The 24609-nt window shown below is 31.4% G+C and carries 23 protein-coding genes and 1 pseudogene; 19 read left to right on the top strand and 5 right to left on the bottom strand.

Translation table 11 applies throughout. The features are described from left to right. Positions 1–81: 81 nt before the first annotated feature. Positions 82–126: pseudogene (locus MJQ71_RS20990) on the bottom strand (hypothetical protein); the annotation flags it as partial. A gap of 12 nt (positions 127–138) precedes the next feature. On the opposite strand from MJQ71_RS20990, the gene MJQ71_RS20745 reads away from it, so the two are divergent. The 10 genes from MJQ71_RS20745 (at position 139) to MJQ71_RS20700 (ending at position 9691) form a co-directional block, all read left to right on the top strand. Then, positions 139–498, top strand: coding sequence for a hypothetical protein (locus MJQ71_RS20745; protein WP_238808865.1), 360 nt, complete (start codon positions 139–141; stop codon positions 496–498). A gap of 1 nt (position 499) precedes the next feature. Beyond that, positions 500–1177: a hypothetical protein gene (locus MJQ71_RS20740; RefSeq protein WP_238808864.1), complete on the top strand. Its 678-nt coding sequence runs from the start codon at positions 500–502 to the stop codon at positions 1175–1177. 730 nt (positions 1178–1907) lie between these two features. Then, positions 1908–2465, top strand: coding sequence for a hypothetical protein (locus tag MJQ71_RS20735; protein WP_238808863.1), 558 nt, complete (start codon positions 1908–1910; stop codon positions 2463–2465). Further along, complete coding sequence (locus MJQ71_RS20730) at positions 2413–4131, top strand: putative endonuclease domain-containing protein (RefSeq protein WP_238808862.1); 1719 nt, start codon at positions 2413–2415, stop codon at positions 4129–4131. Before MJQ71_RS20735 ends, MJQ71_RS20730 begins: the two co-directional genes overlap by 53 nt. A gap of 55 nt (positions 4132–4186) precedes the next feature. Continuing rightward, positions 4187–4480, top strand: a complete 294-nt coding sequence (locus MJQ71_RS20725) for a hypothetical protein (protein ID WP_238808861.1) — start codon at positions 4187–4189, stop codon at positions 4478–4480. Positions 4481–4493: 13 nt separating this feature from the next. Continuing rightward, a complete protein-coding gene (locus tag MJQ71_RS20720) occupies positions 4494–4961 on the top strand; it encodes a hypothetical protein (protein ID WP_238808860.1) in 468 nt (155 codons plus the stop codon). Positions 4962–4963: 2 nt separating this feature from the next. After that, a complete protein-coding gene (locus MJQ71_RS20715; RefSeq protein ID WP_238808859.1) occupies positions 4964–5515 on the top strand; it encodes a hypothetical protein in 552 nt (183 codons plus the stop codon). 512 nt (positions 5516–6027) lie between these two features. Further along, entirely contained in the window at positions 6028–6801 is a 774-nt protein-coding gene (locus MJQ71_RS20710; RefSeq protein WP_238808858.1) for a polysaccharide deacetylase family protein, read from the top strand. A 181-nt stretch (positions 6802–6982) separates the two neighbouring features. After that, positions 6983–8779 (top strand): tetratricopeptide repeat protein, encoded by a 1797-nt coding sequence (locus tag MJQ71_RS20705; protein WP_238808857.1) that lies wholly within the window; start codon positions 6983–6985, stop codon positions 8777–8779. A gap of 687 nt (positions 8780–9466) precedes the next feature. Beyond that, on the top strand, positions 9467–9691 hold the full coding sequence (locus MJQ71_RS20700; RefSeq protein WP_238808856.1) for an Asp23/Gls24 family envelope stress response protein: 225 nt from the start codon (positions 9467–9469) through the stop codon (positions 9689–9691). Positions 9692–10683: 992 nt separating this feature from the next. On the opposite strand, the gene MJQ71_RS20695 is transcribed toward MJQ71_RS20700, so the two are convergent. After that, positions 10684–10902, bottom strand: coding sequence for a hypothetical protein (locus MJQ71_RS20695; RefSeq protein ID WP_238808855.1), 219 nt, complete (start codon positions 10900–10902; stop codon positions 10684–10686). 200 nt (positions 10903–11102) lie between these two features. Between MJQ71_RS20695 and MJQ71_RS20690 the strand changes: the two genes are divergently transcribed. The 3 genes from MJQ71_RS20690 to MJQ71_RS20680 all read left to right on the top strand — a co-directional run bounded on the left by MJQ71_RS20690 (position 11103) and on the right by MJQ71_RS20680 (position 13743). Beyond that, entirely contained in the window at positions 11103–12236 is a 1134-nt protein-coding gene (locus MJQ71_RS20690) for a DUF262 domain-containing protein (protein WP_238808854.1), read from the top strand. Next, positions 12233–12880, top strand: a complete 648-nt coding sequence (locus tag MJQ71_RS20685) for an MAE_28990/MAE_18760 family HEPN-like nuclease (RefSeq protein WP_238808853.1) — start codon at positions 12233–12235, stop codon at positions 12878–12880. The genes MJQ71_RS20690 and MJQ71_RS20685 overlap by 4 nt, the downstream gene beginning before the upstream one ends. A gap of 365 nt (positions 12881–13245) precedes the next feature. After that, positions 13246–13743 carry a hypothetical protein gene (locus MJQ71_RS20680; RefSeq protein ID WP_238808852.1) on the top strand — a complete coding sequence of 166 codons (498 nt, stop codon included), beginning with the start codon at positions 13246–13248 and terminating at the stop codon, positions 13741–13743. A gap of 407 nt (positions 13744–14150) precedes the next feature. Here MJQ71_RS20680 and MJQ71_RS20675 read toward each other — a convergent pair whose 3' ends face one another. Together MJQ71_RS20675 and MJQ71_RS20670 are read right to left on the bottom strand one after the other, a co-directional pair. Further along, positions 14151–15068 (bottom strand): DNA-methyltransferase, encoded by a 918-nt coding sequence (locus MJQ71_RS20675; RefSeq protein ID WP_238808851.1) that lies wholly within the window; start codon positions 15066–15068, stop codon positions 14151–14153. A gap of 2 nt (positions 15069–15070) precedes the next feature. Then, complete coding sequence (locus MJQ71_RS20670; RefSeq protein WP_238808850.1) at positions 15071–15634, bottom strand: hypothetical protein; 564 nt, start codon at positions 15632–15634, stop codon at positions 15071–15073. Positions 15635–15766: 132 nt separating this feature from the next. Between MJQ71_RS20670 and MJQ71_RS20665 the strand changes: the two genes are divergently transcribed. Beyond that, the gene (locus MJQ71_RS20665; RefSeq protein ID WP_238808849.1) at positions 15767–15964 is read left to right on the top strand and encodes a helix-turn-helix transcriptional regulator; all 198 of its coding nucleotides are present in this window, start codon (positions 15767–15769) and stop codon (positions 15962–15964) included. Positions 15965–16742: 778 nt separating this feature from the next. Next, positions 16743–17522: an HNH endonuclease gene (locus MJQ71_RS20660; protein ID WP_238808848.1), complete on the top strand. Its 780-nt coding sequence runs from the start codon at positions 16743–16745 to the stop codon at positions 17520–17522. Positions 17523–17988: 466 nt separating this feature from the next. Here MJQ71_RS20660 and MJQ71_RS20655 read toward each other — a convergent pair whose 3' ends face one another. Further along, entirely contained in the window at positions 17989–18147 is a 159-nt protein-coding gene (locus tag MJQ71_RS20655; RefSeq protein WP_238808847.1) for a hypothetical protein, read from the bottom strand. An 890-nt stretch (positions 18148–19037) separates the two neighbouring features. Here MJQ71_RS20655 and MJQ71_RS20650 point away from each other — a divergent pair. The 4 genes from MJQ71_RS20650 to MJQ71_RS20635 all read left to right on the top strand — a co-directional run. Then, a complete protein-coding gene (locus MJQ71_RS20650) occupies positions 19038–19943 on the top strand; it encodes a hypothetical protein (RefSeq protein WP_238808846.1) in 906 nt (301 codons plus the stop codon). 417 nt (positions 19944–20360) lie between these two features. After that, positions 20361–21071 carry a HEPN domain-containing protein gene (locus MJQ71_RS20645; RefSeq protein WP_238808845.1) on the top strand — a complete coding sequence of 237 codons (711 nt, stop codon included), beginning with the start codon at positions 20361–20363 and terminating at the stop codon, positions 21069–21071. A gap of 73 nt (positions 21072–21144) precedes the next feature. Continuing rightward, entirely contained in the window at positions 21145–21693 is a 549-nt protein-coding gene (locus MJQ71_RS20640; protein WP_238808844.1) for a leucine-rich repeat domain-containing protein, read from the top strand. Between the two features lie 2701 nt (positions 21694–24394). After that, positions 24395–24609, top strand: a 215-nt coding sequence (locus tag MJQ71_RS20635; RefSeq protein WP_238808843.1) for a hypothetical protein, incomplete at its 3' end; no start/stop codon positions are given.

Below are 24609 nucleotides of genomic sequence, written 5' to 3'. Positions count from 1 at the left end.
TTTTACTATTTTTACAAAACCCTTCAACAAAGTTGTTGGTTCAACTCTATGCAAGTGCGTAAACGCTTGAAAATCAATTAGTTAATCCAAAATCAATCCCCAGCATCGCACTTGCGAGTCGTTGGAAAGAAAACAAAGATGAAAATCATAGAATTAAATGACACCTATTCATACGGAACTTTGTATGAAATTTTTATTACAAGAGCATTCAAATGTGAACGTGGTAAAAATGGAGCTGAAAATGGACTTTTGAAGTATTTATTAGATTATGATTTAGGGGCAGACTTCTTGGAAACCTCATATAGTAAGCAAATCTCAGAAGTAAAAAAACATCTAACAAATGCCATTAACAAGTATTTGAGTCAAAAACCAACTAAACAAGAATCTGAAGAGTTAAATAAATTAAAATTTGAAGTTCAAGTTGCACCAGATTCCATTATTTTAGCTCATTTAATTGAAGATGGTTTAAAAATCACAAATCGTTATAAACTACAATAAAATGATAACTTTGGATATTGAAAAAATAATTTCCTTTTACGACGATAAAAAAAAAGAAGACCATTATCACGTATCTGCAATCACGGGAGTTACTGGGGAAGATTTGGGGGCAGGTTTAATAAAACATTATTTACAATCTACCAATCATGATGTCGAAACTCTAAATGAAAATGTTACAATAGGAACGTTAAAGGGAAATAGACTTGATAGATGGATACTTGCATCTAAAAATGGACAAAAATGCCTTTATCAAACCGAAATTAAAAATTGGTCATCGCATTCGATGGGAGCAAAGAAAATAGATAAAGATTGTTCCCTTATAGAATTAGTTGAAAGAGCAAATCTTATGTATAAAAATATTTGGATTGAAGAATTAAAAAACTTCAGAGATGCAAGTGTTTCAAAAGTATTCTCAAAAATGAAGCCCCCGAATGACCAAGCTATAACAATAATACCTCTTGTCTGCTTTTGGTTTCCAATCAATCCTCCTACTAATGGCAATAAATTAGAGCCATTTTTCGAGTTAGAATGTAATAGCGACAATTTTCAAAAAGTTTGTATTTTTTCAATGTCAATATATTTGAGAAGTTTACTTAACAATGGAAAAAAAACAATATTAATAGAAGCACCAAATATTGAGATAAGAGTAAAACAAATTACTTCAATGTTTATGAATTAATTTTGTAGATGTCAAAAATTATGCCCAATAAAAGTTAATAGCTTTACCATCTTTAGCTTTACGAACTCTCTTATTCAACAGTCGCTTTATCATCTTTTTCATTTTTCTATTTTTACGTTTGTTTTTTACATATCTACACTGTTCACAAGTGCATACAAATATTTTACATGGCATAATTTTATAATTGTTATATAACACAAAGTTACTGATTTTTAGTTTTTTTAGTTCATTTTGGCAATATTTTCTACATAATACTAAAATGGCTTTTTCTAAATCTACACTGTTGAATTTAGAGTTTTAGATTTTTTTGCACTTTTTAGGCTCATTCGACAAGCCGAAATCGCTGGTTTTTCAATTTTCAAACGTATAATTTTTGGCGGACAGGACAGTATTTTGGCAGTTTATTTTAGGATTTCTATTCTCAAAGTTGGTCTGCGACATTTCCAATGAGTGGTAGTTTCGCAACTTTTTCTCCGAAACCCAAAATATTTTGGTACAGTTTTGCTTTTTTAGATTTTTAAGTGCAAATTTACTTTCAGCAATCAAGTTGGTAGGATGGGTTGACTGACTGGCTGGGCGTCTTGCGACGCCAAATTAGAGCGGTCGCAAAGTTCATAATTTCCAACTCGAGCAAGCAAGTAAAAGCCTTATAATCAACTAATTAACTCAACGTTCGCTCAAAAATCATCTTGCTTGCGAGCGTTGGAAGTAAACCATTATAAATCTCACAATGAATAAACTTTCAAAGTTAGAATCTCTCTTAAACAATAATTTAATAGTCATTGCTATTTATTTGCTGGGATTAGTCGTTTTTGCGATATACTTGTTTTATTTTAGGAAGAAAAAAGAGTATAAAAAAGAAGATATTAAAAACCTTAAACAAAATACAAAAGACGCTGTTTTTTATATTGAAAATGTAAAAAACAAAGAAATTGAACGACAACATATCTTAAAGAGTAAAATTGCTGAACTTAACAGTATCGAAAATAAAAATACCGCAATTCAAAAAGAAGCTGAGAAAAAGGCTTCGATTGAAGCTGTACAAGCAAAACAGGATGCAGAAAAAAATATTTTAGAGCAAAAAATAAAAATTCAAAAGGAAGCTGAGAAAAAGGCTTCACTTAAAGCTGAACAAGCAAAACAGGATGCAGAAAAAAATATTTTAGAGCAAAAAATAAAAATTCAAAAAGAAGCTGAGAAAAAGGCTTCGATTGAAGCTGCACAAGCAAAACAGGATGCAGAAAAAAAATATTTTAGAGCAAAAAATAAAAATTCAAAAGGAAGCTGAGAAAAAGGCTTCGATTGAAGCCGAAATTAATAAACAAAAAGAATTAAAAGCTAAAAATCTTAAAGAAGTTACCATCAAGGATGAACTAACTAAAAAAGAAGAAAAACGTGAAACGAAATTTGACAACTTAAAAAGACAAACGATAACACCTTACATTAATTCTAATGAAGTCTTGATTAAAGTGATTAAATCTATTCCTGAATCTACTTCTTCTGCACCCAAACGAATAGGTTATTCACCAAATAGGAAATTTGAACAAATAGAACCGTATAATTATGCTGTGGTAAAAATGCCTCAGCAAAATAGTTTAATAAAATTCCCTCGTAAGGGTCGTTCCGACAAAAAAGGATATAAAGAAGATAGTTTTTATGCTGATTTGAACAGTCATTTCAAATCAACTTTTAATGTTTTGAATGATAGACATATTCCAACTGAAAATGGACGACCTTATGAACCAGACTTTGTGCTTTCTTCAGAAAAAGACAATAAAAACATTTTTATCAATATTGAAATAGATGAACCTTATGACGGATGGTTAAGAACACCTACTCATTGTATTAGTGAAAATGATTTGAGAGATGAGTTTTTCACTAAAAGAGGATGGATAGTAATTCGTTTTGCTGAAATACAAATACATAATGAACCTCAAAAATGCTGTGCTTTAATTGCCAAAGTAATACGTTCAATTGATTCAACATTTACTTCTGAATTATTAAATGAGCAAAACCCAAATGAAATTATCCAATGGGATAATCTACAAGCAAAAAAGTGGGCAACCCAAAAATATCGAGAAAAATACTTAGAAATAGATAGTTTTGGAAAACGACCAAATGTAATTACAGAATATGAGATAACAGAATCTGAAGCTGATAAGGTCGTAGAAAAAGAAGTCCCAAAGCAAAAAGATAAAAGCACAGTTGAAAGCGGGAATTTAGCAACTAAAAATAAAGATAATAGAGATACTCGGGTTAAGTTTGACCCTGCTAAACATAGATATTTTATTGATGGTAATCCTGATACTATTTCTGTTACACAACTTATTGATAAGTTTTTTCCAGAATTCGATGCACCTTATTGGGCACCTATAAAAGCATCACAAAGAGGTATTTCGACCGAAGATATTTTAGCAGAGTGGGAAGCAAAAAGAATAGATTCTGCAAACAAAGGTACTTTGTTACATGAAGAAATTGAAAATTATTATAATGGTAAAAACCCCAACTCAAATACAAAAGAGTTTCAACACTTTCTTTCATTCAAACAACGTTATAAAAATATGACCCCCTATAGGTCTGAATGGAGAATATTTGACGAAGACTTATTAGTTGCAGGAACTATTGATATGGTTTACAAAAAAGATGATGGTTCATTATATATGTTTGATTGGAAAAGGAGTGAAAAAGTTGTTAAAAGTGACGGAAATATAAAAAATGATACCTATCAATTTGCATTTGGTGAACTTAGACATTTAGGTGATAATAGTTATAACAAATATTGCTTGCAACAGAATATTTATAAAGCTATTCTTGAAAAACGTTACAAACAGAAAATAAGCTCAATGAATTTATTAGTTATGCACGAAGCATATGACACGTATCATCATATTCAAATTCCTAATATGGAAAAGGAAGTAAATCATATTTTCAATTATGCAATTTTGACCAAATAAACACCTTATTTAAGCTCATAGTTACTGCCGACGGGAGATTAGAGCTGTTTTCAAAGTGTTTACTCTCAGTAGCTTCTACATTTTTGGGGCTTCTGCACTTATCATTTTCGGCGACGTGAGATTAGAGCGGTTTGCATCGTTTTTTTTCGCAAAAACCTCTCTGAATGTTCTACGTTTTTTATATCTTTGGGTCGCTTATTTTTCGGGCGACACTCGGAAAGAAGAGCTTGCAAAGTTGGTCTATCTCCAACATGAGCAAGCAAGTAAAAGTTTGATAATCAACTTATTAACTCAACATTCGCTCCAAAATCATCTTGCTTGCGGTCGTTGGAAAACTGTTCACGCTTAAATCAAAAAAAAACATGGATAACAACGAAGTGAAATGCCCTAAGTGTGGTTCAAATCAAATAACAGCAGGTAAGAAGGGTTTTAGCTTAGGAAAAGCAGCAGGTGGTATTCTACTTACAGGTGGTATAGGTGCATTGGCAGGACTTCATGGCTCAAATAATGTAGAAGCATTTTGTCTGTCTTGTGGTGCGAAATGGAATCCAGCAAAAAGATTTGAAGAGGAGAAACTAAAAGAACAACAAAGAAAAGAAGACCACGAAAAAATATGGAAAAATAATTTCTATAAAGCGATTGAAAACGGAAATGAGAATTTAGCTAACGAGATAATGAAAAGAGAAAATCCAAACTCAATGTATGGAACAGACTTAAAGCATACTTATAGTAATCTGAAAAAACAAGACGAATCAAATGCAACATTTAATATTATAGTAATGATTATTGTTGGATGTTTTATTTTGTTTGTAGTATCTAAATGTGTTTAAATATGTCTGACTTCTTAAACAAAAATAATCACATAGGGGACTTGTCTATTGAATTAGATAAGTTAATGGAAGTTATAAACAATAGCGATACTGGTTTTAATGTAAAACAAGAAACATATCATAAAAATGCCTCTTATGCGAAAAAGTATTGGGAATTAAAGTATATGATTGAAAAATTAGAATCAGACCGCTATATTTATAGAACTGATATATTTAAGGGAGATATAAAAGCAAACGATGATTGGTCTTACAAATTAACACTTGACGGTGTTTTGTTTTTAGAGAATGGAGGGTATAAAAACAGGAACAAAAAAGTTAGACTTAATAATACTTGGGTAGTAGTTAAGATTATTGCAAACATTATTAATGCGGTTAGTATTATGTCCATTGCATTTTTAAGTTATATGGTGTCAAAAGATACAAAATTAAAAGATGATAAAATAGAGTTACAAGAAAGAGAGATTGGCAGATTAACTTCTAAACTCGACACCCACAAATATAAGATACATAATAACTCCATAAAGGACAGTTCCAATACCGATGGAAATAAATAACATTACTACTGGACTCATTGTTACTTTCGACGTTTAATTAGCTAATTTTCAGAGTGTTAATTCTCTGTTTTTTCTTATAAAGATACGCAATTCTAAAACCTTTGTCAATAGATAAATCGCTTATTTTCAAGCAGTTACAAAGTTTTTTTTAGTAACTTGCGACAGGAAATTAGCAAAGCGTTTAAGTGTTAGTTCTCTGATTTCCAAGTCATCACTTATAGGCACTTGCGACACGAGATTAGAGAAATAATTCAAAGGCTTTTTTTCTCGATAGCTTCGTTGCTTTTTACTACAATCTTTTCTACCTTAGCACTCATATTTGGTGGGGGACACTCTGAAAGCGGGGCGTTCAAAGTTCATAAACTCCAACGAAAGCAAATATGTAAAAGGCTTATAATCAATTAATTATCAAACAAATCCTTCCTCGCTCATTCATATTTGCGAGCGTTGGAATTTGAAAAAGGCGGAAAAATTGATATTCAAAATGTTTTTTACTATTAAATAAATAAAAAATGGCAAACAGCAACTTCCCTTTAAATTATTGGAATGGCAAACCCGCGGCAATAAGTTTAACATATGATGATGGATATGTAAGTAACTTGGACATTGCAATACCTCAATTAGAAAATTCTGGTTTCAGAGGGACATTTAATTTACATATCCAAAACCCAGAAGTTCAAGCAAACGTTTCAAGATGGAAAACTGCTTTTGAAAATGGGCATGATATAAGTAATCATTCAATGAGTCATTATTGTGGCAGACAACTTATTGAGTTGACTACTGAAGAATTAATTGAAGAGGTTGGAGGTGCAGAAGATTGGCTGATAAAAAATATCGGATATGATAAACATAGGTCATATGCTTATCCCTGTACTGAATGCTTTCCAAACGAAAAACTATTTGATGGTTCTATCATGCCTGAAAATTTCAGTAACGCTTATAGAAGATTAGTTCAAGATATTTATATGATTTCAAGAACAGGATATGGAAGAATTAATAATGATATTTCAAAATTTGCTGGTTCATATACACATGAGATTGACGCTAATGCTATTTTATTTGACAAACCAAGCAGGTTAGAACCTTTTGTAGACTATTGTAAACAAGCTTTAAACTCAGGTGGTTGGGCTGTTATTGCGTTTCATGGAATTGGAGATAAAAATTATCCAACAGACCCTAATGTTCACCAAGAGCTAGTAAATTATTTAAAACAAAATGAGGATAGCTATTGGGTTGCTCCTTTACGAGATGTAGCAAAGTATATTAGAGAAAACCCTGTTGCCTAATAATTATTATGCCCCAAAAGTAGTCTTTCTAACCGCAGAGACTTTAAATAATACTTAAACAATCTAAAATTTTATACTAAAACTAATATAGTTTAATGAAAATTTATTAGGATGGTGTAATGTTCTGTTTAAATATAGTTACAAAAATTATCTTTAAGTAGGAGGCTTTAAATATTTTTCTATGAAAAAAACAACAACAAGTAAAACCATTTGGTATATCCTAATTTTAATAATGATTGCTATAAAAAGTAAAGTTTATGCTCAATTAAAAGATAATGTAGGACATACTGTTACACAGTGGTCTGAATGGTCAACTACAAATTGCCATAAAGGTTTAGCTTGGAGGAGCAGGCAAAATTTTTATACAGGCAATAATAATGGATTTACATGGGAATACGAAGTCAAAAATAATTATGGAAGACAGGTTTCATTTAGTTTTAAATTTGGGGATAATGAGACCGCTTATAGAAAAACCCTGACCGCAAACCAAGTTTACAAAAACACAGCACTGCCTAATTCAAATTATTTTAATTATGCAGTTTATAGCGTTTGTTTTAGTAGTGATGGGCGATGTAAAGATGATTGTTATTCCCCATGCGACAATGGTACTCCGAATATTCCAATTTGTAATAACACTCCGTCAAGTTTAAATACAAATTCAAATAGCTCTGTAAGTTCAAATAAAAATAATCTGCAAGAGGTTCAATCTCAAAATACTTCAAATCAACCCTCATTACAAGAATTGAAAGATTCAAAAACTCAACAACGGATAGAAGTAATTACTCAAGTTTCACAAGCCACAATAAGCATAATAAATTCAATTAAAGAAGCAAAAAGAGAACAAGAAGAGATAGAGCAAAAGCAAATTGCAGAGGTGGTAAAGCAATCAGAAATTAGAAATCAAAAAAATATAGAAGAGTTTAATAAAAATAAAGATAATTACTATTCTATTGTAAAAATGGAAAACGAGGAGTTGGGATATTATACTGACTTTTTCATCTCTAAATTAGAAAAAGAAGGATTTTATGTATTAAATGTCGATGATAATATCACTCTCTCTATACCGCTTTATCATCAATATGAAAAGAAGAAGTCAAAGATTTGTAATTTCAAATGTTCAAATATGAAAGATACTCTTTCTGTTTCAGTGGAATTTCTAATTTATGATGAATCTAACAGTTCAAGTATATTAGAACAGTCTATGTCAAGATTGGAAAGAAATTTAAAAATTAGAAACTTAAATGTATTGAGCCAAACCAATAATAAACAACTTAGTGATTTCATTAAGAAGATTTGTGGCAATGACATTCAAGTTATGGATATTACATTTTCAGAAAAAAGAATTGAACCGTTGAATTTACATAATATTTATTCAAATAAGAATTTTATCAGTGGTACTTTTAAGGGTCATAAAATTGAATTTCCTAAATCTATTTCTATTGACACTTCAAAAACAATCTTAGCTTTCAGACATAATGCACTAATCTATAAAAAAGGTGTCACGGGAAAAGAAAAAGATAAATATGATGCAATTGAGTGGTTTTTAAAAGCTGTTAATTTGGGAGATACTTTGAGTAAATTAGAGTTAGCAGATACTTATTATGATTTAGGCTTATATCAAAAAGAAAAAATTGATATCGAAAAAAACATCCAAAAAACTGATTTTACAAAAAATGAAAATATAGAAAAAGCGTTTATATTATATAAAGAAGTAGCCAATTATAATAAACCTTTTTCAGCAAAGGCAATGTTATATTTGGGTTCATTGTATGACAATGGATTATCAGGTGAAAAGGACTGTGCAAAAGCTATAGAATGGACTGAAAAAGCTGCAACAACAAATACCCTTTTTAGTATTCAATCTTTATCAAACTTGGCTTATATTTATAAAAATGGGTGTAATCCAAATAAAAGATTATTAAAAAAGACATTAGATAAATTATGCAAAATTGACCCAAAAAGTCCTTACTGTGAATAATAAATGACAGCGTATGCTTCTAAAATCGTTTGACAGTTTTTGTCAAGCTCATAGTTACAGTAGACGGTTGATTAGCGAAACTTTAAAGTGTTTACTCTCGATAGTTTCTATGTTTTTGGGGCTTCTGTACTCATCATTTTCGGCGACGTGAGATTAGAGCGGTTTGCATCGCTTTTTTTTGCAAAAACCTCTCTGATTATACTACGTTTTTTATATCTTTGTGTTTGTTGGTGCTTGGCGACACTTGGAAAGAAGAGCGTTCAAAGGCTCGAAAGTCCAACTCGGGCAAGCAAGTAAAAGTTTGATAATCAATTAATTAACTCAACGTTCACTCCAAAATCATCTTGCTTGCGAGCGTTGGAAACGAAACAAATGAACAAATTTTTGAGAAGTATAATTTTCACAATTGGAATAATTTTATTGATACCATTAATAGGTATATTTCTGTATGGTTTAGCATACTTTTGTGGTAGTGTTTTAGGCAACGACAGTTCAATAAATACAAGTGAACCAATAAATTATATGTTTTTAGGAGGATTTGGTATTTTTGTAATTCTTTTTATTCTTCGTAAAATATATGCAGTTAAGTAAATTATTCTTTAATTTATAACATTTACAGGCATCTTCTTTAATCACAATCCCCAATCTTTTCATTTATTTGTAATTGGGTTTTTACAAGCAATTCAAATGAACAAATTTCTTAAAATAATACTTTTTTCCATCGGAACATTAAGTTTACTACCACTCTTTGGTATGTTCTTATTTGGAGCTGCTTATGTATTTGGAGGTACTTTGGGGAACGACCAATCAATAAATATGAATGAGCCAATTTCTTATATGTTAGCTGGAGGGGCGGGGATTTTTATTGTTCTTATGGGGCTTTATGAATTATCAAAAACTAAGGGAAAATAAGTACGACTGTCAAAATGATGTTAAATTTTATTATTTGCAACAAGACAAAAGCGAAGTTTTCAAGCGTTAATTCTCAGCAAAATTTCAAACGCATAGTTCTCGCCGACACGCAAAATTCGCTGGTTTTTCATTTTTCAAACGCATAGTTCTCGGTGGACAGGACATCTTTTTGGAGTTTTTTTCTGTTTTTCTAATCGCAAAGTGGGTCAGCGACAGGAACTCTGCTTGGTAGTTTCGCCACTTTTTCTCCGAAACCCAAAATATTTTGGTACTCAGTTGCTTTTTTAGATTTTTCCGTGCAAATTTACTTTCAGCAAGTTAGTTTTTGGGTTGGGTTCACTGGCTGGCTTTTGCGTCTGGTGACGCAATATTAGAGCGATCGCAAAGTTAGTTTAGTCCAACTCTATGCAAGTGCGTAAACGCTTTAAAATCAATTAGTTAAATCAAAACCAATCACCAGCATCGCACTTGCGAGTCGTTGGAAGCTTGTTCACGCTTTTTTATTTTGTCAGCTTTTTTTAGTCTCGGTCGACAATTCTAAGGCGGTTTGTTTTTTACTTTTTCGCAGTTTATTTCGCAGTTTTTGTCCCGCTTATCGGCATCTGCGACACGATGAAAGCGAAGTTTTACAGGGCTAACTTCGCAAAAACTTCTACGCAAATTGTCCCGCTTAGAGGCTCATGCGACACGATGAAAGCGAAGTTCAAAGGCTTTTTTTCGCAAAAACTTCTCGCCCACTTGTTTAAAAGTTGCAAAGTTGGTTTTCTGCAATTATATTTGTTGGGCTGGGTTGGTTGGAGTGGTTGGTGTCGTGCGACACCAAATCAGAGCGGTCGCAAAGTCAGTTTTGTCCAACTCTATGCAAGTGCGTAAACGCTTGAAAATCAATTAGTTAATCCAAAATCAATCCCCAGCATCGCACTTGCGAGTCGTTGGAATCTTGTTCACGCTTTTTTTGTTTTGTCAGCTTTTTTGAGTCTCGGTCGACAATTTTAAGGCGGTTTATTTTTTACTTTTTCGCAGTTTATTTCGCAGTTTTTGTCCCGCTTATCGGCATCTGCGACACGATAAAAGCGAAGTTTTACAGGGCTAATTTCGCAAAAACTTCTACACAAATTGTCCCATTTATCGGCATCTGCGACACGATAAAGGCGAAGTTTTACAGGCTTTTTTTCGCAAAAACTTCTCGCCCACTTGTTTAAAACTTGCAAAGTTGGTTTTCAGCAATTATATTTGTTGGGCTGGGTTGGTTGGAGTGGTTGGTGTCGTGCGACACCAAATTAGAGCGGTTGCAAAGTTTGCTTGAGTCCAACACGAAGCATTATGTAAAGGCTTGATAATTAATAAATTAACTCTAAAATCACCCAAAAACCATCATAATGCTGGTCGTTGGAAAAATAAAAAAAACATCATGAATAATTTGCAAGAAGAAATAGACCAAAAGAAAAAAGAGATTTTTACAGATGGCTATCCAATGTCTATTGGTGAACTTGCAAGATTATATCAAGATAATGAATTAGATATACATCCAGAGTTTCAGAGATTTTTTAGATGGTCAATACTTCAAAAATCTAAATTAATAGAAAGTGTATTATTGGGGATTCCTATTCCATCCATATTTGTTTCTCAGCGAAAAGACGGAGTTTGGGATGTTGTAGATGGATTACAAAGGCTATCTACCTTATTTCAATTCATGGGGATTTTAAAAGACGAAAATGGAAAATTAATTAAACCTGTTCCTTTGGTTAAAACTGAATACCTAAAATCTCTTGACAATAAATCTTGGGAAATAGAAGGGGATGATGCAAACTCATTTATTCAATCACAACGAATAGCTTTTAAAAGAGAGAAAATTGATATTAAAATTGTAAAAAAAGAAAGCCACGATACTATAAAATTTGAACTTTTCCAGCGATTAAATACATTAGGTTCTAAACTCTCAGACCAAGAAGTTAGGAATTGTCTATTAGTTCTTTTAAATAATTCCTTCTATAAATGGTTAAAAAAACTTGCAGAGAATGAGAGTTTTCTAAATACTTTATCCTTAACAGATAAGTTGATAGAAGAACAATATAATATGGAATTAGCATTAAGATTTTTGATATTCAAACGCATTAAACCTGATTCAGTAAAAAGTACAACAGATTTAGGGGAATACATAACGGATGAAATGAGAGAATTAGCGGCTAACCCTAAATTTGATTTAGACAAAGAAGAAAAAGAGTTTATAAAAACATTTGAAATTTTAGACTTTGCTATGGGTGAATACTCGTTTAAAAGATATGATATAAATAAGAATACGTTTGGGGGTAAGTTTCTAATTTCAGGATTTGAATCTATTGCTTATGGTTTAGGCAGAAATATAAGTAAATATTCTAACTTACTTCATGATGATGCCATGAAAAATAAGATTATTGTTAGAATCAAAGGCATTTGGAATAATTCTAAATTCCAGTCACGTTCTGGTAGTGGGATTCCTGTAACTCAAAGAATCCCAACAATTGTTCCTATCGGTGAAAAAGCATTTTCAGATTTAACATCATGAAGATAAGAACACAAGAAAATTTAACAGATTTTTTAAATGATGAAATTGCTTGGAGGAAAAAAGAGTTATCGACAATAAAAACAAATGTTTTAAAGAGTAACCAAAAACTTGAAGCAACAGCAATAAGGTCTGGAATTGTTTTATTATATGCTCATTGGGAGGGATTTATTAAATGTGCTTCCGAAGCATACTTAGAATATGTAATCAGTAGAAGGTTAAACTATGGAGATTTAACCAATAATTTCATAGCTATTTCTGCAAAACAGAAGATAAAAGAGTTTGAAGACTCGAATAAAGCTACAATTCATACACAATTTATAGAATTTATTCTAAACAATCATGATGAAAGAATACAGATAAATAAGGATAATGTTATAAAGACTAAATCAAATTTAAACTCAATAATTTTAAAAGAAATTATTAGCTCAATTGGTCTTGATTTTTCACCATACGAAACAAAATCTAAGATGATTGATGAACAATTATTGAATTATAGAAATAATGTCGCTCATGGACAAATTTTACAAGTGGATGCAAAAGAATATATTTTTCTTCATGATGAAATTAGAAAGATGATTGACGCATATAAAACTGATATTGAAAATGCTGTTGTCCAGTCTATTTTTCTTAAAAAGGTTTCATAATGTTTAAATTGATACATTTTTGTAATAGTTATACATAGTTACCGCCGACATGAAATCAGCGAAGTTTTCAAGCGTTAATTCTCAGCAACCTTTTTTTAGAATTTTGTTCGCAAAGTTGGTGGGCGACAGGTAATTAGAAAAATAATTTAAAGGCTTTTTTTCTCAATAACTTCGTTGCTTTTTACTACTATTCTTTTTACCTTAGCACTCATATTTGGTGGGGGACACTCTGAAAGCGGGGCGTTCAAAGTTCCTAAACTCCAACGAAAGCAAATATGTAAAAGGCTTATAGTCAATTAATTAAATCAAAAATCTCCCCTCGCTCATTCATATTTGCGGTCGTTGGAAAAAGCTAAAAATACACTATGAAAACAGTTTATATTATTTTTCTTGTTTTCATATTAAGTTGTCAAGAAAAATCTAAATCTTCAATTCAATTTCAACTAAATTCTAACTTAAAATTTATTAACAAAAAAATAGTTAGTAGTATTCAAAAATACATTTCTGAGAATAACCCAAATTATGAAGTTTGTCTAATTCATTATTCTCCTAAACTTGTAAATGATACTAATCATATTATTATCACACAGTTGGATAAGATACCTGAAAACTATATAATTACATTTACATTAAATGGAAGAACAATTTATTTACTATCTTCACTATCAGATATTTTACAAACCCAACCAATTAATCAAAACCCTGAACTTATTAATTTCTGTCCTACAGAGTGGTTAATCCAATTAAAAGACTCAACATTTTTTAGACTAAAAACAAAGTTCGATCCAACTGAATTTAGAAGACAAAATGAAAATCGAATATTATTTATGCCACCAGAAATTTTACCTCCTAAAAGTGAATAAATAACTTATTCAGCAAAACTTCTTTAATACAACATTCTCTTCGACGTGCAATTAGAGGGATTTGCAAAGTGTTTACTCTCAATGGCTTCTACTTTTTTGGTCTTCTGCATTTATCGTTTTTGCCGACAAGAGATTAGAGAGGATTACATAGTTTTTTTTGCATAAACCTCTCTGATTATTCTACTTTTTTTATATCTTTGGATCGCTTATTTGTCGGGTGACACTCGGAAAGAAGAGCTTGCAAAGTTGGCTTTTCTCCAACGTAAGCAAGCAAGTAAAAGTTTGATAATCAACTAATTAACTCAATATTCGCTCAAAAATCATCTTGCTTGCGAGCGTTGGAAAAACTTGTTCAACAATACAAAAACTAAGCCTAACTCTAGTATATTTGAAAGTTAGGCGTAATCCTACGAGAACAGTCCGAGAGCAAAATTATTAAGACGACTTTCAATAATTGGAATATAGTTTTTTTCAATTTCAATGCCGACATAATTAAAACCTAAATCTTTGGCAGCAACCAAAGTAGTACCACTACCTGAGAATGGGTCTAATATAATATTGCTCTCTGACAAAGGGACAAGAGTATCAATGAGTTTTCTTATCAAACCTAATGGCTTGACAGTACAATGGTCAAATTTTTCATCTTTACCTTTAGAGTATAAGTTTTCCAAAATGTTCGACTGAAAGCTACCATCTTTATTTGCAGTTTTAAAGACACCAACACCAGTCTCTTGAATAGTTTCCCAGTAGTTGTTTATTAATGGTTTTTGGACAAGTAATACAGCTTCCCATTCATTTCTAAATGCACTATGCCAGCCTTCCCATTTATCAGCATCAGGATGTTCTAGTTTTTCTAATTTCCCTTGTAAATTAAGCCCTTTTGGAATTCCTGAATTACGTCTATAAACCAAAATATCTCTAGTATAAAAACCGCATTTTTCTAAAGCAATTTGAACGTGTGCTATTGACCGATTACTATTAAAAACAGCGACAGGGCTACCAGCTTTACAAACTCTGAATAAACCTTTGCCCCATTCTTCACACCAAGCCATATATTCTAAATCATTTTTTCTGTTTTTTTCATACCATCTTTTGTTCCTAACACCACCAGATAAACCACTTCCATAAGGGATATTTTTAACCATTGTACTGCTATCTTTAATCCTTTCTGTCCTTCTTTTAACTTCATCATCATCCCATTTATGCCCTATAAATTCATAATTATATGGTGGGTCAGTAATTACACAAGCAATTGAATCGGCAGGGAATTGATTCAACAATTCGATACAATCACCATTATATATTTTATTTTTTTCTAATTCCATTATTATAATCTTTCAATTTTATGCTTATTGTAATCTTTAATATTAATTAACCATTCTTTCAAATCAAAACCTGTTCTTTCAAAAATATAACTAAATGAATCATCTCCCACATATATCGACCAACCGCCAACTTTACAAGCCGAAATTGCAGCTGGTAAATTATCAGACCTTAAAAATAGAAATACAGGATTAAACCCTTCACTTTTTAGCATTTCACCATATTGTTTAAACTTCTTTAAAGTACCAGAATCACCTGAACCAACTCTATATTTAGTATCGACAGCATCTTGACCAGCAAAAAAATCAGCAGGTTCGTCGCTACCGTATCTTTTAGGTGGACTAAAATCTTTACAAAAGTTCCTAAATACTTCTGTTATTAATAATTGCCAACACATTCCAAGTTCTCTACCCCAATATTGCTTATTTTCCTTTTTTAAATCTTGCGAAATTCCGAATGCTTCCATTAAAACATCTATTTCTTCTGATTCTTCACTATAACTTTTACGACTAAAATTTTCAGTGTATTTTTGAATTATGCTTAAAAGATTTTCTTCAAAATTTGCCATTTTTATGTCTATTTTTGCACAAAAATAGACATAGTAATAGGACAAACTAGAATAGTTTTCCGTTAATTTGTATAAAATTACGCAAAACTAAATAAAGTTTCGTAATACGCAAATTTATTTTCGTATTAAGCAATGATAAAAAAATATAACAAAATAAAATCAGTTCTTGCAGAACAAGAAAAAACAAGTATTTGGCTTGCTGAACAAATCGGTAAAGACAAATCCACAGTTTCAAGATGGTGTACGAATGATATGCAACCATCCATAGAAACACTTTTTCTAATTGCAAAGACTTTAGAAATTTCACCAAAAGAACTGCTAACAGAATGACAAATATGCACATACGCCGAACACGGGTTTGGCAAAATTGGGGCTTCATTGCCAGACTGCACATTAGTATTCCCTATAAACTTTTGTACTAAATTTGGGCTTCAATGCTCTCTATTCTCACCTTTGCCAAGCCCAAAAAAATTTATAATTAACGTTTTTTAACTCAAAGGCTCGTTTGACTTGACAAATACGAAGTTTTTAAGTGTGAGTTCTAAGCAAAATATCAAACACTAAGTTACCACCGACATTTCTAATGTGTGGTATTTACTCAAATTTCACTCTAAAAAAAATTAAATTCTTTTGCATTTCAAATTCTTTTTTCAGAACTTAATATGCAGATTTAATGAGTGACATTTAAGCAGAGCTGTTTCTACGCTTTTCAGTCCTAAGCACGCACCATTTTTGGCGACAGTTTATCAGCTTTGGCACTCAAAGTTGGTTTCTCTCCAACACGAGCAAGGGCGTAAACGCCTTAATATCAATCTTTTATCAAATCAAAACCTCCAGCATCGCCCTTGCGAATCGTTGGAAATTTTTTAGTACATGGTATAACTTTACACAAACTTTAAAAACAAATTTGACAACAAATAAAAGAAATATGAAAATACTCCTTTACGCCATAATATGGATTATTTTAACTATCATAAGTCCCAAATTGGGGCTATTCATCTTATTGACAATTCTCGCATATCAAATATATCTATACATATATTTCAATAGTATAAAATTCACAAGTATAAAAGATAGCATCAAAAAATACACAAACAATTCAAATGAATTGAATCATCATATTCAGGAACTTAAATGCTCTTATATCAATGTAAAATCATACGATTATGGAAGTAGTATTTTGCAGGACACAAGTAAATATAACCTAAAAAGAAGAGAATGGAGTAATGAGTTAAAAAATAATCAAGTTCACAATTGTTCCTCGACAGTCTGCAAAAATGCAAACTCACAACCGTTTAAATATCTTTGCAAGTATTTCAATCTCAAGACAGATGAAGAAACCCTTTCAAATTTTGAAAACGTATTAAATGATTTTGCAGCGGCAGAACAAGGAAAAAAACTCTTACAAGCTGAGCGAGAAATCATTATTAACAGTATTAAGAATGACATACCAGTTTTAATATACACTTTAAGTAAAGAAAGACTTATCAAAGAATTAGGATTTGAAACTATTGATTTGAGCGACCTCTACTTTCCAGTCTATACATTTCAATATGTCTCGGCTGGTGGAAACAGTTCTGCAAGGTGTGATATAAAACTGGACGTTGAAAATCTTGACAAATTTGTAAACTATCTTAGTGGTATAGTTAAATTTAGAAATAGTATACAAGGACAGAGAGATTTAATGACATCTAAACTTCGTGAACAAATAAAAGTAAGAGATAGCTATACTTGCAAATCGTGTAATATATCGACACACATTGAAAAGAATTTGTTGTTAGAAATCGACCACATTGTACCACTATCTAAAGGCGGAATCACTTCTGAATCAAATCTTCAAACTCTTTGTTGGAGGTGTAACCGTTCCAAAGGAGCAAAAATTCTATAAAGTATTATTTGAAATATTAATGCAAATTAACGGTTAAAATCCAAAAATACTTATAATTAAAGCCACAGAGATAAAGAATAGGTCTTGTTGAAATATAAATGTCTGAAATTGTTTGGCAGTTTTTAGTCCATAGGCTCGGTCGACTGGACAAAAGCGAAGTTTTAAAGTGTTTATTCTCGATAACTTCTCTATTTTTGGGGCTTCTGCTTGCAAAGTTACCTTCGACGTAAAATTAGGTATATTTGCATAGTTTTTTTTCGCAAAAACCTCTCTGTTTATTCTACGCTTTTTATATCTTTGTGTTTGTTGGTGCTTGGCGACACTTGGAAAGAAGAGCGTTCAAAGGCTCGAAAGTCCAACTCTAGCAAGCAAGTAAAAGTTTGATAATCAATTAATTAACTCAACATTCGCTCCAAAATCATCTTGCTTGCGAGCCGTTGGAAATTGTTCACGCTATTTTGATTTTTTAGGCTTTTGCGATAATCTCAATATTCTGGTTTTTATTGATTCTCGCAATTCCTTTTGCTCGGTTTTGTCCAAATCCTGAGCCATTTGCGACGAATCCAATGCGAAGTTTTCTAGTGTTTACGCTCGGTAATTTCTCGCTTTTTTGAAGCTCTTGCACGCCAAGTTTTTTGCGACATGAGATTAGAAAAATAATTTATAGTTTTATTTTTCGCATAAGCTTCTCGTTTTGTTCTAAGTTTTTTATACTTTAGTATCCATATTTGTTTGGCGATTACTTATCAGCGAAAACTCAAAATTATTTCGTCTCCAACGCAAAGCAAATATGTAAAAGTTCTTAATTTTAAACCAAAATCACCAACTTTCCCCAAATCATCACATTTGCAATTGTTGGAATGAAGAAAAATAATTTAGATAATTAAATGGATGGAATTAATTATTTCGCTTTCTTAATCTTGCCAACTGGAATTTTCTTACTCGTTACATCAATCATTTTTGGTATTAATTTGATTTTAAATTACGGAAAAACAAAGAATGATAAACTGACATTAATTGATAGAATCTTTATATTTGCATTAATCATTTTTCTCTTAACTTTACTTCTATATACTATTGTTGAAAGTAATTTTGATAAAGAAGACAATATCGGAGTTTTATCTCCGTATGCGACTGAAATAGTTTGACAATTTTTATAATTTGCGACACTCAAACATCGCTAAGTTTTCTAAAAATCAAACGCATAGTCATTTGCGACACTCAAAATGCGTGGTATTTGCTCAAATTTTATTCCGAAAAATAAATTCTTTTGCTTTTCAATTTCTTTTTTCAGAACTTAGTATGCAGATTTGGTTTGGCGACATTTAGGCAGAGCTGTTTCTATGATTTTTATATCTTAGCACTCATCTATCGTGGTGACATTTTAAAGGCGTTGGCGTTCAAAGTTGGTTTATCTCCAACACGAGCAAGGGCGTAAACGCCTTAATATCAATCTTTTATCAAATTATAATCCCCAGCATCGCCCTTGCGAATCGTTGGAAAAATCACAAAAATATGAAATTTGAAAGAGAACTTTTAAATGGGTTATACAATAAATTCCACGAAGAACATTTGAAAGAAATTGACTATGAATTACAAGAAAAATCTTGGACTAACGGAGTTTCATTTGCTCTGAAAAAATACTATGTTTCAATTAAACCTGACAATGAACTATTTAATGTTTATTTTCGTCCAGATTATTCAGGTGATTTAGAGTTCTTTTTTGAAATAATCACGAAAGACTTTTTTGCAGAAAAGATTAAAAGTTTAAGTTTAAGCTATGAAGATGGAGCTGCTAATGGGACAATGGATATTGATTTAAAAAACTTAATAAATAAGCCATCAAATTTCGATAGACTTGAAACGTTTAAAATGTCTATTGAATCGTCTGATACTAATTGTGTACTTATAACAGATAATGGTATTTTTGACGAAGGTGGAGTTTGTGGCAAGTTATTGGATAAAATGCCAAACGCAAAAAAAATGATATTGTTAGCTTCACCTTCAAGTAATTTTTTTGAAAGAGAATATCATCCTTTGAATACCCTAATTGTAAAAACGATTTATGAAAATAATAATTTTATAGAAAACTTAGCAAATTCAAATTGTTTTAAAAACTTAGAAAATCTATGCTTTTATGATTTCGATTCTTATAATACTGGTGAAGATGACGAAATAAATACTACTTTTGAACACTATGTAAAACTATTTAACACTCTTAGCTTACCTAACCTAAAAGTTTTAAATATTCTAAATCTTAGCCTCACAGATGAGCAAATCGAAATATTAAAAAAACAAACGCTTGCTAAACAGTTAAAGACACTTGTTTTAAATAAACAATTATTTGGTAAAGATTACGAAAAGTATGAATCCAAAGAAGAGAGATATTGGTTTCTTTCAACCCATTTCGATAATAATTGACAATTTTTAGCTCAAAGGCACTTGCAACGGTACAAAAGTGAAACTCAAAGCGTTAATTCTTCGCAAAAAGTCCCAGTTTATAGGCTCGGTCAACAGGAAATTAGCGAAACTTTAAAGTGTTTACTCTCGATAGCTTCTAAGTTTTTGGGGCTACTACACTCATCGTTTTCGGCGACGTGCGATTAGAAGAAGTTTTACAGTTTTTTTTCTCGAAAACTTTGCGGTTTATTCTACGTTTTTTATATCTTTGGGTCGCTTATTTTTCGGGCGACAGTTTATCAGCGTTGGCATTCAAAGTTGGTTTGTCTCCAACGCAGGCAAGCAAGTAAAAGTTTGATAATCAATCAATTAACTCAACGTTCGCTCCAAAATCATCTTGCTTGCGAATCGTTAGAAGGTTTTAAACAATAAAGATGAATGAGTAATCATAAAACATTATCTATTCCAATAGAAAGAGGTCGTTTAATAATTTCATATTATATTAATGCTTATCAGGATTATTTGGGGGCAAGAGCATTATTATTAGATGGGTTATTACCACAGGGAATCGTTTTGGCAAATACTGCCATCGAAAAATACTTAAAAGGTATATTAACAATAGTGAATGTAAAAACGCCAAGAAATCATGATATTTCAACGAAAAGATATTTCAATGTTTTAAAAAATCAATTTAGGACATTACACAATTCTATTAATTGGGAATTCATAGCTTTCTTATCAAAAGCATATAGAATTCGGTACATTGATGATTTAGAAGGTAATTTTAACATCGCAATAATACGCTATAAAACATTAGCAGAATTAGACTTTTTAGTTTCACAAATTGAAGAAAAATTTGAAATTGGAGAAGCAACAAAGCAAAATAAATATGAAGTTGATAAAAGGTCACAAAACCCATTACTTTTGACTTTGAATTATTTTTTAACTGGTCTTGATAAGACAACTTTAATTGAGCGAACGGATAAAGTATTTGAATTTAGACTCATGGAAAATCGAGAAATATTACAGACAGACTATCTGACAAATGAAGTCAAAAACGATAACAAATTTTTATATGAGGCTTTAAAACCTTCTGAAAATCTTTCTAAAACACAGTTTTCTCTATGCTTCCAACCAGTTAACAACTAACCTAATTTCATTGATTAAATTCTTTTCACTTATCCAAAATCGAAAAACTACGATTAATCCAACATTTATCCTTATGAAAAATTTAATAATACCTATCATTTTATACATCTTTTGTTTATTTTCGTCTTGTGATAAGGAAAAAACTGTCGAAAATTATATAAACATAACTGATACCAATTTTGAAAAAGCATTAATTACTGATGGAATTGATGATGTTTTAGATGGTAAAGTATCGAAAAGTAGTGTATCTAAAACAACAATCTTGAGTATTAACTCTAAAAAAATTAGTAACTTATCTGGTTTGGAAAATTTCACTCAATTAAAATATCTAAATTGTTCTGATAATCTCTTAACTAATTTAGATGTGAGTAAGCTTTTTTACTTAGAAGTACTATTTTGCCATTCTAATCAACTAACTAATTTAGACGTAAGTAAAAGTTTAAATTTAAGGCACTTTTATTGCCATTCTAATCAACTAAGCAATTTAGATGTAAGTAAAAACAATTTGATATATTTATATTGTCATAATAACAAAATTCAAACTATTTGCGTTAAAAGCGATAATTTATATACGAAAGAATGGCAAAAGGATAGTTTTGCTACATATAAAGTCTGCAATTAAATCATTTTTCACTTCTGTTATAAAGTCATGACAAATTCTAACGATTATTATTTAGTTTATAAGCACCTCGAAAACTCAGCTTATTTTATAGTCAATACCCATATAAGTCTTGGACAAATTCAATTTTTAGAAAATGTACCTGAAATGAACTCTAAATTAGGTATTCCTTTAATAAATGAAAATGCAATCAACAATCTAAAAAAAGAGTTCGAAAAAAAATTCCCAACTTACCAGTTCTTAATTCAAAAAATTGTAATTTAACTCTTACGTATGCGAATAAAATAGTTTGACAGTTTTAGCTCAAAGGCACATCCGACGAGCAAAATTCGCTGGCTTTTCAGTTTTTCAAACGCATAATTTTCGAGTGACAGGACAGAAGTCTGTTTTTTTTATTTTTTCTACTCCCAAAGTGGGTTGGCGACAGGAAATCTGCGTGGTAGTTCCGCAACTTTTGTTCAGAGGTTCAAATTATTTCTGCACTCGTTTGCTTTTTTAGATTTTCCATGCAAATTTACTTTTAGCAATATTGTTTGTGGGATGGGTTGACTGGCTGGCTTAGGCGTCATTCGACGCCATATTAGAGCGGTCTCAAAGTCCATCAGTCCCAACACGAAGCATTATGTAAAGGCTAAAATATTTATAATCAATTAATTAAATCTAAAATCAGCCATCATAATGCTGGTCGTTGGAAATACAAAAACAATATGAACCACGCTGACTTACAAGATTTCACAATAAAATCTCTTTTAATTAGTATTTTTCTTTTATCTATAGGTCTTTATTCGCTTTATGTTAGCCAAAAACAACAAAATAAACTTATTAAGATTGTACTATTTATCACCGCATCTATATTTATATTTTTGGCAGTTTTAACAATTATTTGGGTAATTATAGGGCGAGTTTTCAACAACATAGGATAAATGGTCATTAGGCATCTGCGACTGGACAAAAGCGAAGTTTTACAAGGCTAACTTCACAAAAACTTCTACGTAAATTGTCCCGTTTAGAGGCTCATGCGACACGATGAATGCGAAGTGTTTCAGGGCTAACTTCGCAAAAACTTCTACGCAAATTGTCCCGCTTACAGGCTCATGCGACACGATGAATGCGAAGTGTTTTAGGCTTTTCTTCGCAAAAACCTCTCGCCCACTTTTTTAAAATTTGCAAAGTTGATTTTCACCAATTATATTTGTTGGGTAGGGCTGATTGGTGAGGTTGGTGTCTTGCGACACCATATCAGAGCGGTCGCAAAGTCAGTTTTGTCCAACTCTATGCAAGTGCGTAAACACCTTTAAATAAATTAGTTAATTCAAATTATAATCCCCAGCATCGCACTTGCGAGTCGTTGGAAATTTGTTCACGCTATTTTGATTTTTTAGACTTTTGCGATAATTACAATATTCTGGTTTAATTGATTTTCGCAATTCCATTCGGATAATTTTTGCTCGGTTTTTGTCCAAATTCTGAGCCATTTGCGACGAATCCAATACGAAGTTTTCTAGTGTAAATTCTCAGCAAATTCTCGCTTTTTTGAGACTTTTACTCGCCAAGTTTTTTGCGACATGAGATTAGAAAAATAATTTTAAGCTTTTTCGCATAAGCTTCTCGTTTTGTTCTAAGTTTTTTTATACATTAGCACACTTATTTGTTTGGCGATTGCTTATTAGCGAAAATTCAAAATTATTTCGTCTCCAACGCAAAGCAAATATGTAAAAGTTCTTAATTTTAAACCAAAATCACCAACTTTCCCCAAATCATCACATTTGCAATTGTTGGAATGGCTTCAAAAATGAATTTCTCTTTTACTTTCTCTGACAATTTTCAAAGTAATCTTACTAAAGATGATTTACATAGAATTTTAGAGGAGCTAAATAAAAAAAGCACAAAAATCGGCTTTTGGCAAGTGAAAGATTATAATGTTAAAGTCGAGTTTCCTGTTTTTGAAATTCAATGGCTTATGCGTACTCACCAGACTGGACCACTATTCCCAAAAATTATTGGTATCATTAAATCTAATGAGCCTCTAATTATTAATATTGAAATTGTACCTAACTATTGGTATTTTGGGATTATCCTAATTATAAATTTATTCATATTACTTATTTGCAAACTATCAAATAATACTGATACTGCGATATTCATGTGTTCAATATTCAATATACTATACATTTCAATTACGATAAATTCTATTTCTAAGAGCAAAAAATGGATTTGTAAAAAGTTACATTTAAGTAGATTTTCAACACAACAAAATCGCTAAATTTTCAAAAATGTCAAACGCATAGGCTCGTTCGACACACAAAATTCGCTGGTTTTTCAATTTTTCAAACGCATATTTCTCTTGTGACAGGACAGCCCTTTGGTACTTTTTTGAGATTTTCTACTCTCAAAGCTGGTCTTCGACACTTTCAATGCGTGGTTGTTTCGCAACTTTTTCTCCGAAACCCAAAATATTTTGGTACACCTTTGCTTTTTTAGATTTTTCCATGCAAATTTACTTTCAGCAGCACAGTTCTTGGCTTGGGTTCTTGGCGTGTCAGTCGTCCTTCGGACGTCTTATCAGAGCGGACTCAAAGTCGGTTTAGTCCAACTCGAAAGCATTGTGTAAAGGTCTGATGCTTTATTAATTAACTCAAAAATCAATCCAAGTCCATCACAATGCTGGTCGTTGGAAGTTTATTCACGCTTTAAAATACTAACAATGACTAAAGATGAAATTGTAAAAATAATTCTTGCTGACAAATCTACGATTGCTCTATCTGAATCAATAGATTCGTCTGTATTAAATGAACTTGTTTTAGAGTTAGAATCAAATTGTTTAATAAAAATTAGTGGTTCTCCATATCGAGAGCCACGAGAACAAACTATATCCTTAACTAAAAAGGGAAATGATTTCAAGTATTTACAAAAAACTTA

The sequence above is a fragment of the Emticicia aquatica genome (assembly GCF_923079645.1).
GTDB classification, from domain to species: Bacteria; Bacteroidota; Bacteroidia; order Cytophagales; family Spirosomataceae; genus Emticicia; species Emticicia aquatica.
The sequence above is the reverse complement of the archived record's forward strand: the minus strand, read 5'-3'. Positions and strand labels throughout refer to the sequence as shown.